At 72.9% G+C, this 13,781-nt stretch carries 11 protein-coding genes; 10 read left to right on the top strand and 1 reads right to left on the bottom strand.

What is annotated here, in order from left to right; genetic code table 11:
• Positions 1-14 precede the first annotated feature (14 nt).
• On the bottom strand, positions 15-566 hold the full coding sequence (locus CP968_RS24145; protein ID WP_150519992.1) for a beta-class carbonic anhydrase: 552 nt from the start codon (positions 564-566) through the stop codon (positions 15-17).
• Between the two features lie 415 nt (positions 567-981).
• On the opposite strand from CP968_RS24145, the gene rsmH reads away from it, so the two are divergent.
• From rsmH to CP968_RS24195, 10 genes are all read left to right on the top strand, one after another.
• Positions 982-1,941 carry a 16S rRNA (cytosine(1402)-N(4))-methyltransferase RsmH gene (rsmH, locus tag CP968_RS24150; protein WP_150519993.1) on the top strand — a complete coding sequence of 320 codons (960 nt, stop codon included), beginning with the start codon at positions 982-984 and terminating at the stop codon, positions 1,939-1,941.
• 59 nt (positions 1,942-2,000) lie between these two features.
• Positions 2,001-2,576: a cell division protein FtsL gene (gene ftsL / locus CP968_RS35015; protein ID WP_373304061.1), complete on the top strand. Its 576-nt coding sequence runs from the start codon at positions 2,001-2,003 to the stop codon at positions 2,574-2,576.
• 117 nt (positions 2,577-2,693) lie between these two features.
• A complete protein-coding gene (locus CP968_RS24160) occupies positions 2,694-4,712 on the top strand; it encodes a peptidoglycan D,D-transpeptidase FtsI family protein (protein ID WP_189828894.1) in 2,019 nt (672 codons plus the stop codon).
• A gap of 44 nt (positions 4,713-4,756) precedes the next feature.
• Complete coding sequence (locus CP968_RS24165; protein ID WP_150519994.1) at positions 4,757-6,466, top strand: UDP-N-acetylmuramoyl-L-alanyl-D-glutamate--2,6-diaminopimelate ligase; 1,710 nt, start codon at positions 4,757-4,759, stop codon at positions 6,464-6,466.
• Positions 6,463-7,887, top strand: a complete 1,425-nt coding sequence (locus CP968_RS24170; protein ID WP_150519995.1) for a UDP-N-acetylmuramoyl-tripeptide--D-alanyl-D-alanine ligase — start codon at positions 6,463-6,465, stop codon at positions 7,885-7,887. The genes CP968_RS24165 and CP968_RS24170 overlap by 4 nt, the downstream gene beginning before the upstream one ends.
• Positions 7,884-8,954, top strand: a complete 1,071-nt coding sequence (gene mraY, locus CP968_RS24175) for a phospho-N-acetylmuramoyl-pentapeptide-transferase (protein WP_150519996.1) — start codon at positions 7,884-7,886, stop codon at positions 8,952-8,954. The genes CP968_RS24170 and mraY overlap by 4 nt, the downstream gene beginning before the upstream one ends.
• Positions 8,936-10,363 (top strand): UDP-N-acetylmuramoyl-L-alanine--D-glutamate ligase, encoded by a 1,428-nt coding sequence (gene murD / locus CP968_RS24180; RefSeq protein ID WP_150519997.1) that lies wholly within the window; start codon positions 8,936-8,938, stop codon positions 10,361-10,363. Before mraY ends, murD begins: the two co-directional genes overlap by 19 nt.
• A 70-nt stretch (positions 10,364-10,433) precedes the next feature.
• Entirely contained in the window at positions 10,434-11,795 is a 1,362-nt protein-coding gene (gene ftsW / locus CP968_RS24185) for a putative lipid II flippase FtsW (protein ID WP_150519998.1), read from the top strand.
• Positions 11,796-11,801: 6 nt separating this feature from the next.
• The gene (murG, locus tag CP968_RS24190; protein WP_150519999.1) at positions 11,802-12,896 is read left to right on the top strand and encodes an undecaprenyldiphospho-muramoylpentapeptide beta-N-acetylglucosaminyltransferase; all 1,095 of its coding nucleotides are present in this window, start codon (positions 11,802-11,804) and stop codon (positions 12,894-12,896) included.
• A gap of 16 nt (positions 12,897-12,912) precedes the next feature.
• Positions 12,913-13,758, top strand: a complete 846-nt coding sequence (locus tag CP968_RS24195; protein ID WP_150520000.1) for a cell division protein FtsQ/DivIB — start codon at positions 12,913-12,915, stop codon at positions 13,756-13,758.
• Positions 13,759-13,781 lie beyond the last annotated feature (23 nt).

Below are 13,781 nucleotides of genomic sequence, written 5' to 3' on the forward strand. Positions count from 1 at the left end.
CGGCCTGGTGTCACTCAAGAGCTCGGATCGATCTCCCGCAGGAGCCCGGTGTGCACGTCGAAGACGAAGCCTCGCACATCGTCCTTGTGCGGCAGGAAGGGGTTGGTCCGGACCCGCTGCATGGACTGGCGCACGTCCTGGTCGACGTCCCGGAAGGCCTCGACGGCCCAGGCCGGGCGCTGGCCGACCTCGTCCTCCAGCTCGTGCCGGAAGTCCTCGGTCAGGCTTTCGAGGCCGCATCCGGTGTGGTGGATGAGTATCACCGTGCGCGTGCCCAGGGCCCGCTGGCTGATGGTGAGGGAGCGGATGGTGTCGTCGGTGACCACGCCGCCGGCGTTGCGGATCGTGTGGCAGTCGCCGAGCTCCAGGCCCAGGGCGGCGTGCAGGTCGAGGCGGGCGTCCATACAGGCCACGACGGCGACCCGGAGGACGGGCCGGGCGTCCATGCCCGGATCGGTGAACTGGGCGGCGTACTGACGGTTCGCGCCGACCAGACGGTCCGTGACGGAGGGGTCGCCGGAGGCCTCGGGCGCGGAGTCGGCGGGCAGGGATGCGGATGTCGTCATGAGTACGACGTTAAGGGGCGCCGCAGGTAAAGGCAGTGGGCGAGGGGGGACAAAGAAGGTCAACGAACCTTGTTGTGAGCTAACCCACAGGGGTGAGACGGAGGCGGCCGTTCGGGTGATTCACGGGCATCCGAGGGTGGTGCGCGCTCCCGGCCCACGGCGCGCGGGGCGGTTCGTTGACCGTGGCGACCGTTGCACTAAAGTGACGCGAACCGGCCGGAGCCCGGCCCTCACCGGCCGCCCGGCCCCCGTTGAACACTCCGCGTGCGCGGGCGCGTACGTACGGCCCGGCCCTCCTCCGCTCACCGGCCGGCCCGGCGCCGGCCTCCCCGGCGCCGCCGGCCGGGCCCCCTTCCCGAGCGGCTGGGGACCCGGTGGTGCGTGCGCGCCGCGCGCCGTTATCTGAGAGGGCGCTTTGACTAGCGAGTCCCGACACGTCCCGGTGATGCTCCAGCGGTGCCTGGACCTGTTGGCCCCGGCGCTGGAGAGGCCCGGGGCCGTCGTCGTCGACTGCACCCTCGGCCTCGGCGGCCACAGCGAGGCCCTGCTCACCCGGTTCCCCGAGGCGCACCTGATCGGCCTCGACCGCGACAAGGAGGCCCTGCGGCTGTCCGGCGAGCGCCTCGCGCCCTTCGGCGACCGGGCCATCCTCGTCCACGCGATCTACGCCGACCTCGCCGAGGTGCTGGACGGGCTGCGCATCCCCGCCGTCCAGGGCATCCTCTTCGACCTCGGCGTCTCCTCCATGCAGCTCGACGAGGCCGACCGCGGGTTCGCGTACGCCCAGGACGCGCCGCTGGACATGCGCATGGACCAGTCCACGGGCATCAGCGCGGCCGAGGTCCTCAACACGTACGCGCCCGGCGAGCTCGTGCGCATCCTGCGCCAGTACGGCGAGGAGAAGCAGGCCAAGCGGATCGTGTCCGCGATCGTCCGGGAGCGGGAGAAGGAGCCCTTCACCGACAGCGCCCGGCTGGTCGAGCTGATCCGCGACTCCCTGCCGCAGGCGGCCAAGCGCACCGGCGGCAACCCGGCCAAGCGGACCTTCCAGGCCCTGCGCATCGAGGTCAACGGCGAGCTGTCGGGCCTGGAGCGGGCCGTCCCGGCGGCGGTGGACCGGATCGCGGTCGGCGGCCGGATCGCGGTGCTCTCCTACCACTCGCTGGAGGACCGGCTGGTCAAGCAGGTCTTCGCGGCGGGCGCCACGTCCACCGCGCCGCCCGGCCTCCCCGTCGTCCCGGAGAAGTACCAGCCGAAGCTGAAGCTGCTGACCCGCGGCGCGGAACTGCCCACCGAGGAGGAGATCGCCGAGAACCGGCGGGCCGCCCCGGCGCGCTTCCGCGGCGTCGAACGGATCCGGGCGGCGCGGCTGTGACGGCCGGGGGCGGCAGGGCCGGGAGGTTCGCCACGCTGACGCGCGGGCAGGCGGCCCGCGTGGGCCGCGCACTCGGCGGCCGCCCCGGCCGTCCCACCGGCGGGGCGGGTTCCACCGGGCAGGCGGCGCGGATGCCGTTCGTGCTGCTGGTCGTGGCCCTGCTCGGCGGCGGCCTGATCAGCCTGCTGCTGCTGAACTCGGCGCTGAACGAGGGCTCCTTCCAGCTGAGCAGGCTCAAGAAGGAGACCACCGCCCTCACCGACGAGGAGCAGGCCCTCCAGCGCGACGTGGACGGCTACTCGGCCCCCGACGCCCTCCAGCGCCGGGCGCAGGAACTCGGCCTGGTGCCCGGCGGCAGCCCGGTCTTCATCGGCCCCGACGGCAAGGTCACCGGCACCGCCGCGGCGGCCGAGGCCCCGCCGCCCCCGTCCCCCGCACCCACCCCCTCCGGCCCCGCCGCGCCGCCCGCGACCGCGGCCGGCACCCCGGGAGCGCCCTCCGGCACCCCGGCCGCTCCGGCGCCCGGGCAGGCCCCGGCCCCGGCGGCCGGCGCGACGAACCCGCCGGGCCAGGCCCCGACCGGCCCGGCCGCCCCGGGCGCGAGCCCCCAGCCCAACCAGCCACCCGGAAGGTGACGTCGTGACGCGGATTCCCGCGGGGCCGTCCCCCGCCCCGCCCTCCCTCCGGTCCGCGGGCGCCGCCCGGACCCCCGCCCGGCCCGACACGGACCCGCGGTGCGGGGCGGTGGGCGCGTGAGTCCGCAGGAACCGCCGCGCAAGCGGGTGCCCGGACCGGCCGGACCGGGCGGCCCGCGGCCCGGCGCACGCGACCGGGCGCGGGCCGGAGCCCGCCCCGCCTCCCGGCCCGCGCCCCGCCCCGCGACCCGGCGCCCCGCCGGCCGCCGGCCGCACACCATCCGGCTGGGCAGCCCCCGGCCGCGGCTGCGGCTGGTCGGCGTCGGCCTGACCCTCGTGATGCTCGTCTTCGTCGTCCGCCTGCTCCAGGTGCAGGCCGTCGACGCGCGGGCGTTCTCCGCCGAGGCCTCCAAGAACCGGTACACCAGCGTCCGGCTCGCCGCCGAGCGCGGCGAGATCACCGACCGCAAGGGCGTGGCCCTGGCCACCAGCGTGGACGCGTACGACATCACCGCCGACCCGAAGATGTTCACCCCGCAGGAGAGCAAGGCCCCGGACGCACCCGAACAGGCCGCCGCCCTCCTCGCGCCCATCCTCGGCAAGGACGCCAAGGAGATCGCGGCCCGGCTCGCCACCAAGAACAGCCGCTACGTCGTCCTCGCGAACCGCCAGACCCCCCAGGTCTGGAACCAGATCAAGGACCTCAAGCGGGTCTTCGCGGACCGGGCCGCGGCCGACAAGCGGGGCAACGGCCCCGGCGCCAACGTCCTGGCGGGGGTCTTCAACGCGGACAGCAGCAAGCGGGTGTACCCGGGCGGCGACCTGGCCGCCGGGATACTGGGCTACGTCAACGCCGAGGGCAAGGGCGCCGGCGGCCTGGAGTCCTCCCTCGACAAGAAGCTGTCCGGCAAGGACGGCGAGGTCACCTACGCCCAGTCCGGCGGCCGCCGCGTCCCCACCGCCGGCTCCAGCGAGAAGCCCGCCGTGCCCGGCGAGGACATCGAGCTGACCATCGACCGCGACATCCAGTGGGCGGCCCAGAGCGCCATCGCCGAACAGGTCCAGAAGTCCGAGGCCGACCGCGGCTACGTCGTCGTCCAGGACACCCGCACCGGCGAGATCCTCGCCATGGCCAACGCCCCCGGCTTCGACCCCAACGACCTCACCCGGGCCCGCTCCGCCGCCATGGGCAACGCCGCCCTCCAGGACGTCTACGAGCCCGGCTCCACCGCCAAGGTCATGTCGATGGCCGCCGTACTGGAGGAGAAGAAGGCCACCCCCGCCACGCACGTGGAGGTCCCCAACCGGCTCCACCGGGGCGACCGGCTCTTCAAGGACGACGTCGACCACCCGACCTGGTACCTGACCCTCAACGGGGTCCTCGCCAAGTCCTCCAACATCGGCACCATCCTGGCCACCGGCCAGCTCGGCCCCACCCAGCCCGAGGCCAACAAGGTGCTGTACTCCTACCTCACCAAGTTCGGCATGGGCCGGCCCACCGGCCTGAACTACCCCGGCGAGTCCCGCGGCCTCCTCGCCAAGCCCGAGGACTGGTCGACCTCCCAGCAGTACACGATCCCCTTCGGCCAGGGCATGTCCCTCAACGCCGTGCAGGCCGCCTCCGTCTACTCGACCATCGCCAACGGCGGGGTCCGCACCACCCCCACCCTGGTCCGCGGCACCAAGGGCCCCGACGGCCGCTTCACCCCGGCCCCGGCCCCCGAACAGACCACCGTGGTCAGCCCGGAGACCGCCAGGACCCTCGCCGAGATGCTCGAATCCGTGGTCGACGACCAGGAGGGCACCGGCACCAAGGCCCGCATCCCCGGCTACCGGGTCGGCGGCAAGACCGGCACCTCCAACCGCGTGGATCCGGCCACCGGCCGCTACAAGGGCTACACCGCCTCCTTCGCCGGTTTCGCCCCCGCCGACAAGCCGCGCATCACCGTCTACTGCGCCATCCAGAACCCGACGAAGGGCAGTTACTTCGGCGGTCAGATCTGCGGACCCATCTACAAGAAGGTCATGGAGTTCGCCCTCAAGACCCTCCAGGTCGCCCCCACCGGAACCGCTCCCGCCGGACTTCCGGTCACCTTCGAGCCCGGCCCTCAGCCCAGCCCGCAGCCCGGTCAGTGACGCACCGACCGGCCGGCCCGCCAGAAAAGCGTGAGGCACCATCAGTGACAACGATCACCCCGAAACCAGGGAACCAGTCGACCGGCGGCGCCGAGCCCGCGCCCTCGCTTCGCGAGCGGCCCGCCGAGCCCGGTACGCTCACCGCCGTGTCCCACGCTGATCAGCCCAGAACCACCCGGAAGGACGCCCCGGCAGTGCCGCCGGGAGCGCCCCGGCCCCTGTCCGCCCGCCCGGTCCCGCTGGACGAGCTGGCCGCGCTGCTGGGCCTGCCCGCACCGGCGGCCACCCGGATCACCGGCATCACGCACGACTCCCGTGCGGTGCGCCCCGGAGACCTGTACGCGGCCCTGCCCGGAGCCCGCACCCACGGAGCCGACTTCGCGGCCCAGGCGGCCGGCCTCGGCGCCGCCGCCGTGCTGACCGACCCCGCCGGGTCGCAGCGCGCCGCCGCGACCGGACTGCCCGTCCTCGTGCTGGAGGACCCGCGCGGCCGGATGGGTGAGCTCGCCGCCGCGATCTACGGACGGCCCGGCGAGGGCCTGCTCCAGATCGGCATCACCGGAACCTCCGGCAAGACCACCACGGCGTACCTGGTGGAAGGCGGCCTGCGCGCCGCCTGCCGCAGCACCGGGCTCGTCGGCACGGTCGAGATGCGCATCGGCGACGAGCGCATCAAGTCCGAGCGGACCACCCCCGAGGCCACCGACCTCCAGGCCCTCTTCGCCGTCATGCGCGAACGCGGCGTCCAGGCCGTGGCCATGGAGGTCTCCAGCCACGCCCTGGTGCTCGGCCGGGTGGACGGCTGCGTCTTCGACGTCGCCGTCTTCAACAACCTGAGCCCGGAGCACATGGAGTTCCACTCCGACATGGAGGACTACTTCCAGGCCAAGGCCTCCCTCTTCACCGCGCGCCGCGCCCGCCTGGGGGTGGTCAACCTGGACGACGAGTACGGCCGCCGCCTGGCCAAGGAGGCGGAGATCCCGGTGGTCACCTTCTCCGCCGCCGGCGACCCGGCCGCCGACTGGCGCGCCGAGGACGTGGTGTCCGGACCGGCGAGCTCCACCCTGACCCTGACCGGCCCGGCCGGCCGGCGCGTCCGGGCCGTCGCCCCGCTGCCCGGCCCCTTCAACGTCGCCAACACCGTCGCCGCCGTCGTGACCCTCGCCGCCGCCGGGCTCGACCCGCAGACCGCCGCCGACGGCATCGCCGCGGTCCCCGGGGTGCCGGGCCGGCTGGAACGGGTCGACGCGGGACAGCCGTACCTCGCCGTCGTCGACTACGCGCACAAGACGGACGCCGTCGAATCGGTCCTGCGCGCCCTGCGCGAGGTCACCACCGGCAGGCTCCACATCGTGCTCGGCTGCGGCGGCGACCGCGACACCACCAAGCGCGCCCCGATGGGCGCCGCGGCCGCGCGCCACGCCGACGTGGCCGTCCTGACCTCCGACAACCCGCGCTCCGAGGACCCCCTCGCGATCCTCGCCGCGATGCTCGAAGGCGCCGTGTCCGTACCGCCCGCCGAGCGCGGCACCGTCCTCGTCGACGCCGACCGGGCCGCGGCCATCGCCGCCGCCGTCGCCCGCGCCGAGCCGGGGGACACCGTCCTGGTGGCCGGAAAGGGCCACGAGCAGGGCCAGGACACCGGGGGAGTCGTCCGGCCCTTCGACGACCGCACCGTGCTCCGCGCCGCGATCGAGAACCAGGCTGCGCACAGCAGAGAAACCGCCGTCCGACAGGCCGAGGTGAACCAGTGATCGCCCTCTCCCTCGCCGAGATCGCCGACATCACCGGCGGCCGGCCCCACGACATACCGGATCACTCGGTACGGATCGTCGGGCCCGTCGTCATCGACTCCCGCCAGGTGGAGGCCGGCAGCCTCTTCGCCGCCTTCGACGGCGAGCACGTCGACGGCCACGACTACGCCGGGCGCGCGGTGGCCGCCGGCGCCGCGGCCGTCCTCGCGGCCCGGCCCGTCGGCGTGCCCGCGATCGTCGTGCCCGACGTGGAGAGGGCGCTCGGCGCCCTCGCACGGGCCGTCGTCGAGCGGCTCGGCACCGACGTGGTGGCCCTCACCGGCTCCGCCGGGAAGACCTCCACCAAGGACCTCATCGCGCAGGTGCTCCAGGCCCACGCGCCCACGGTGTGGACGCCCGGATCCCTCAACAACGAGATCGGCCTGCCGCTCACCGCGCTCAAGGCCACCGAGGAGACCCGCCACCTCGTCCTGGAGATGGGCGCCCGCGGGATCGGCCACATCCGCTACCTCACCGGCCTGACCCCGCCGCGCATCGGACTCGTCCTGAACGTCGGCACCGCCCACATCGGGGAGTTCGGCGGCCGCGAGCAGATCGCCCAGGCCAAGGGGGAACTGGTCGAGGCCCTGCCGTCCGAGGCCGAGGGCGGGATCGCCGTCCTCAACGCCGACGACCCGCTCGTGCGCGCCATGTCCGCCCGTACGAAGGCCCGTACGGTCCTGTTCGGAGAGGCCGGGGACGCCGACGTCCGGGCCACCGGCGTACGGATGGGCCCCGGGGGGCAGCCCGCCTTCACACTCCACACCCCTACCGGGTGCGGCGAAGTGACCTTGCGGCTGTACGGTGAGCACCACGTGTCGAACGCGCTCGCCGCGGCCGCCGTCGCCCATGTACTGGGCATGTCCGTCGAGGAGATCGCCACCGCGCTCTCCGGGGCGGGCACCTTGTCCCGGTGGCGGATGGAGGTCACCGAGCGGGCGGACGGCGTGACGATCGTCAACGACGCCTACAACGCGAACCCGGAGTCCATGCGGGCCGCCCTGCGCGCGCTTGCCGCGATGGGCGGCGCCGCCAGGGCGAACGGGGGACGCACGTGGGCGGTGCTCGGCCCCATGGCCGAACTCGGTGACGCATCGCTGGCGGAGCACGACGCGGTGGGACGGCTTGCCGTCCGGCTCAACGTGAGCAAGCTCGTCGCAGTCGGGGGCAGGGAAGCGTCCTGGCTGCAACTGGGCGCATATAACGAGGGTTCGTGGGGTGAGGAGTCGGTGGTCGTGTCCGACGCGCAAGCGGCGGTCGACCTGTTGCGCAGTGAACTGCGCCCGGGTGACGTCGTGCTGGTGAAGGCTTCGAGGTCGATCGGTCTGGAGCGGGTCGCGCTGGCGTTGCTGGAGCGCGAGGGCGAGGTCGCCGAGCGATGAGGCAGATCCTGTTCGCCGGAGTCATCGGACTCTTCCTCACGCTGGTCGGCACCCCGCTGCTGATCAAGGGTCTGGCCCGCAAGGGCTACGGCCAGTTCATCCGCGACGACGGCCCCCGCGGCCACGCCGGGAAGAAGGGCACGCCCACCATGGGTGGCATCTCCTTCATCCTGGCCACGCTCGTCGCGTACGCCCTCACCAAGGTGATCACGTCCAGCCAGCCCACCTTCTCGGGCCTGCTCGTGCTCTTCCTGATGGCGGGCATGGGCCTGGTCGGCTTCCTCGACGACTACATCAAGATCGTCAAGCAGCGCTCGCTCGGTCTGCGCGCCAAGGCCAAGATGGCCGGCCAGCTGATCGTCGGCATCGCCTTCGCGGTCCTCGCGCTCCAGTTCTCCGACAAGCGCGGGCTGACCCCGGCCTCCACCCGGCTCTCGTTCGTCACCGACTTCGGCTGGTCCATCGGCCCGGTGCTGTTCGTCGTCTGGGCGCTGTTCATGATCCTGGCCATGTCCAACGGCGTGAACCTGACGGACGGTCTGGACGGCCTGGCCACCGGCGCGGCCGTGATGGTCTTCGGCGCCTACACCTTCATCGGCGTCTGGCAGTACCAGGAGTCGTGCGCCAACGCGCAGACCCTGACCAACCCCAACGCCTGTTTCGAGGTCCGAGATCCGCTGGACCTCGCGGTCGTCGCCTCCGCCCTGATGGGCGCCTGCTTCGGCTTCCTGTGGTGGAACACCTCGCCCGCCAAGATCTTCATGGGCGACACCGGCTCGCTCGCCCTGGGCGGCGCCCTCGCCGGCCTCGCGATCTGCTCCCGCACGGAGTTCCTGATCGCCCTGCTCGGCGGCCTCTTCGTCCTCATCACCATGTCGGTCGTCATCCAGGTCGGTTCCTTCAAGCTGACCGGGAAGCGCGTCTTCCGGATGGCCCCGCTCCAACACCACTTCGAACTCAAGGGGTGGTCCGAAGTCCTTGTGGTGGTCCGCTTCTGGATCATCCAGGGCATGTGCGTGATCGTGGGCCTCGGACTCTTCTACGCGGGATGGGCAGCCGACAAGTGACCTCCTGGCACGGCAGGAACATCACCGTCGCCGGCCTCGGCGTGAGCGGCGTCAGCGCCGCCCGCGCCCTGGCCGGCCTCGGCGCGTCGGTGACCGTCGTCGACGGCGGCGACGGCGAGGGCCACCGGGCCCGCGCGGCCGAGCTGCGGGACGCGGGCATCGACGTGCGCCTCGGCGACGCCGAGCACCTCCCGGAGGGGACCGACCTGGTCGTCACCTCGCCCGGCTGGAAGCCCGACAGCCCCCTCTTCGCGGCCGCCGCGAAGGCCGGCGTCGAGGTCGTCGGGGACGTGGAGATCGCCTGGCGGCTGCGCGGCGAGAACGCCGCCCCCTGGCTGGCCGTCACCGGCACCAACGGCAAGACCACCACCACCCAGATGCTGGCCTCGATCCTGCGGGCCGCGGGGCTGCGCACCGCCGCCGTGGGCAACATCGGCACCCCCATCGTCGACGTGGTGCTCGACGAGGGCGCGTACGACGTCCTCGCCGTCGAACTCTCCAGCTACCAGCTGCACTGGGCGCCCTCACTGCGCGTCCACTCCGCGGCCGTGCTCAACCTGGCCCCGGACCACCTCGACTGGCACGGCTCCATGGAGGCGTACGCCGCCGACAAGGGCCGCATCTACGAGGGCAACACGGTCGCCTGCGTCTACAACGCCGCCGACGCGGCCACCGAGGCCCTGGTGGTCGAGGCGGACGTGGAGGAGGGCTGCCGGGCGATCGGCTTCACCCTCGGCGCCCCCGGCCCCTCCATGCTCGGCGTGGTCGACGGCATCCTCGTCGACCGGGCCTTCGTGGAGAACCGGCAGAAGAACGCCCAGGAGCTGGCGCACGTCGAGGACGTCAACCCGCCCGCCCCGCACAACATCGCCAACGCGCTCGCCGCCGCGGCCCTGGCCCGCGCCTTCGGCGTGGAGCCCCGCGCGGTCCGCGACGGCCTGCGCGACTTCCGGCCGGACGCCCACCGGGTCGCCCACGTGGCCGAGGTGGCCGGGATCGCGTACGTCGACGACTCCAAGGCCACCAACACGCACGCCGCCGAGGCCTCCCTGGCAGCCTTCGAGCCGGTGGTCTGGATCGCCGGCGGCCTCGCCAAGGGCGCGACCTTCGACGAGCTCGTGCGGAAGTCGGCGAAGCGGCTGCGCGCCGTGGTGCTGATCGGCGCCGACCGGGCGCTGATCGCCGAGGCGCTGGCGCGACACGCCCCCGAGGTCCCGGTCACCGACCTCGACCGGACCGACACTGGGGCGATGTCCGCGGCGGTGCGGGAAGCGGCCCGGCTCGCCGAGCCCGGCGACACGGTCCTGCTGGCGCCGGCCTGCGCATCGATGGACATGTTCGCGAACTACAACAAGCGTGGGGACGCGTTCGCCGACGCGGTGCGCGAACTGGCCGAAGAGACGGCCTAGGTCGAAGGCTCCGGGACAGGTTCCCTCCGGCCGGCTGCTCGCCTCGTACGAGTGGAGGGGAAGATCACAGATGCCGGCCAAGCAGATGCTGCCGGGGCGGCGGCCGTCCGCCCTCAGGGCGCAGGGCCGCAAGCGTCCGGCGGCGGGCCCGAAGCGGCCCGCCGGACGCGGGCCGCTGGGCCGGTTCCGGGGCGCGCAGCAGCAGGTGCGCAGGGCCTGGGACCGTCCGCTCACGGCGTACTACCTGATTTTCGGCAGTTCGCTGCTGATCACCGTGCTGGGCCTGGTGATGGTCTACTCGGCCTCCATGATCAAGGCCCTGCAGCTCGGCCTCGGTGACGCCTACTTCTTCAAGAAGCAGTTCCTGGCCGCGCTGATCGGCACCGTGCTGATGCTCGTCGCCTCCCGGATGCCGGTCTCGCTGCACCGGGCGCTGTCCTACCCGGTGCTCGCGGGAACCCTCTTCCTGATGGCCCTGGTCCAGGTCCCCGGGATAGGGGTGTCGATCAACGGCAACCAGAATTGGATCTCCCTTGGCGGTCCGTTCATGCTCCAGCCCAGTGAGTTCGGCAAGCTGGCCCTGATCCTGTGGGGCGCCGACCTGCTGGCGCGCAAGGGCGACAAGGGGCTGCTCAGCCAGTGGAAGCACCTGCTGGTGCCGCTGGTCCCGGTGGCCTTCCTGCTGCTCGGACTGATCATGCTGGGCGGGGACATGGGCACCGCGATGATCCTCGGTGCCATCCTGTTCGGCCTGCTCTGGCTCGCGGGCGCGCCCACCCGGCTGTTCGTGGGCGTACTGGCCTTCGCGGGTGTGATCGTCGCACTATTGATCAAGACCAGTCCGCACCGCATGGACCGGCTGGAGTGCATCGGCGCGACGGATCCGGGCAGGAACGACCTGTGCTGGCAGGCCGTGCACGGGATCTACGCCCTGGCCTCCGGCGGATGGTTCGGTTCCGGCCTGGGCGCCAGTGTGGAAAAATGGGGACAACTACCCGAAGCCCACACCGACTTCATCTTCGCCATCACCGGGGAGGAACTGGGTCTGGCGGGGACGCTGTCGGTCCTCGCCCTGTTCGCGGCTCTAGGCTATGCGGGTATCCGCGTGGCCGGACGCACGGAGGACTCCTTCGTACGGTTTGCCGCGGGAGGCGTGACCACCTGGATCACGGCGCAGGCCGTGATCAACATCGGTGCGGTGCTCGGCCTGCTGCCGATCGCCGGAGTCCCGCTCCCGCTGTTCTCCTACGGGGGGTCGGCCCTGCTGCCGACGATGTTCGCGGTCGGACTGCTCATCGCGTTCGCGCGGGAGGAGCCGGCGGCACGCGCGGCCCTCGCGATGCGGCAGCCGAAGAGCGGCTGGCGGCGGAGCGGGGTGAGATGGAAATCGATGAGACGGCGCGTCAAGAAGCGTCCGTCCGGAGAGCGGTGAATTTCGGTGCATGTCGTACTCGCCGGTGGGGGGACCGCCGGCCACATCGAGCCGGCGCTCGCCCTCGCGGACGCCCTGCGCAGGCAGGACCCTTCAGTGGGCATCACCGCCCTCGGCACGGAGCGCGGACTGGAGACCCGCCTGGTGCCGGAACGCGGTTACGAGCTGGGCCTGATCCCCGCCGTACCGCTGCCCCGCAAGCCCACCCCGGAGCTGATCACCGTCCCCGGGCGGCTGCGAGGCACGATCAAGGCCGCCGAGCAGATCCTCGAACGCACCAAGGCCGACTGCGTCGTCGGCTTCGGCGGCTACGTGGCGCTGCCCGGCTACCTCGCGGCCAAGCGGCTCGGGGTGCCGATCATCGTCCACGAGGCCAACGCCCGGCCGGGACTGGCCAACAAGATCGGCTCGCGCTACGCCCACGCCGTCGCGGTCTCCACCCCCGACAGCAAGCTGCGCGGCGCCCGCTACGTGGGCATCCCGCTGCGCCGCACGATCTCCACCCTCGACCGGGCCGCCGTCCGACCCGAGGCGCGCGCCGCGTTCGGCCTGGATCCCAACCTGCCGACCCTGCTGGTCTCCGGCGGCTCGCAGGGCGCCCGCCGCCTCAACGAGGTCATCCAGCAGGTCGCTCCGACCCTCCAGCGCTCCGGGATCCAGATCCTGCACGCGGTCGGGCCGAAGAACGAACTGCCGCGTGTCGACAACATGCCCGGGATGCCGCCTTATGTGCCGGTACCGTACGTGGACCGGATGGACCTCGCGTACGCCGCCGCGGACATGATGCTGTGCCGCGCGGGGGCGATGACCGTCGCCGAACTGTCCGCCGTCGGGCTGCCCGCCGCCTACGTACCGTTGCCGATCGGCAACGGCGAACAGCGGCTCAACGCCCAGCCGGTGGTCAAGGCCGGCGGCGGCCTGCTCGTGGACGACGCGGAGCTGACCCCCGAGTGGGTGCTCAGCCAGGTCCTCCCGGTGCTGTCCGACCCGCACCGCCTGTACGAGATGTCCCGCGCCGCCGGAGAGTTCGGCCGCCGGGACGCCGACGAGCTGCTGGTCGGCATGGTGTACGAGGCGATCGCAGCGCACAGGAACCGCTAACGCAGGAGGCACAGGAGTGGCCGGAGCGACGACCGCACCACGCGGCACCCCGGGTTCCGGCGGCTCGCCCCGCAAGGGCCCGGACTCGCCCGGGCGCCCCGGCGCCCCCAAGCCGCCCGCGCCGTCACGGCGCTCCGGCCCGCGGGGCCCCGGCGGACGCGTCCGCCGGGGCCCCGTCCTGGCCGCACTCGTGGCCGCGGCACTGCTCGCCGGGGGCGGCACCTGGGTGCTCTACGGCTCCTCGTGGCTCCGCGTCGAGAAGGTCACGGCCGCCGGGACCGAGGTGCTCACTGCCGAACAGGTGCTCGCCGCGGCGGCCGTACCGGTCGGCGCGCCCCTGGTGAGCGTGGACACCGACGAGATCGAAAGCCGCGTCAGGGGCCGGCTGCCCCGCATCGATTCGGTCGATGTGGTGCGGGCCTGGCCGCACGGAATCGGGCTGAAAGTGACGGAACGCAAACCCGTCCTGCTCATCAAAAAGGGCAGCGACTTCGTGGAAGTGGACGCATCCGGTGTGCGATTCGACACGGTGGTGAAAGCACCCGCGGGCGTGCCCGTGCTCGAATTGAACGCGGGACGGTCCCCGAGCGCCCGCCGCTTCGACGAGGAGCGGCTGCTGCACGAGGCCGTGCTCGTCGCGGGCTCGCTCCAGCCGGCCGTCGCCAAGGAGACCGTGCAGGTCAAGGTGGGTTCCTACGACTCGGTCGTGCTGGAGCTGACGCGCGGCCGCACGGTGGCGTGGGGGAGCGGCGAACAGAGTGACGCGAAGGGGCGGGCACTGACCGCTTTGCTGAAAGCCGCGCCCAAGGCCGGTCACTTCGACGTGAGCGTCCCCACCGCCCCTGCGGTGTCCGGGAGTTGACGTCGGGTCGAACAGCGGCGCAC

This window comes from Streptomyces subrutilus (assembly GCF_008704535.1).
Lineage (GTDB): Bacteria > Actinomycetota > Actinomycetes > Streptomycetales > Streptomycetaceae > Streptomyces > Streptomyces subrutilus.

What these genes read in the sequence shown, in the direction of transcription:
- ftsW (WP_150519998.1), top strand. Translation starts at nt 10,434, where the DNA reads ATGCCGGCCAAGCAGATGCTGCCGGGGCGGCGGCCGTCCGCCCTCAGG.
- murD (WP_150519997.1), top strand. Translation starts at nt 8,936, where the DNA reads ATGGGCAGCCGACAAGTGACCTCCTGGCACGGCAGGAACATCACCGTC.
- CP968_RS24145 (WP_150519992.1), bottom strand. Translation starts at nt 566, where the DNA reads ATGACGACATCCGCATCCCTGCCCGCCGACTCCGCGCCCGAGGCCTCC.
- mraY (WP_150519996.1), top strand. Translation starts at nt 7,884, where the DNA reads ATGAGGCAGATCCTGTTCGCCGGAGTCATCGGACTCTTCCTCACGCTG.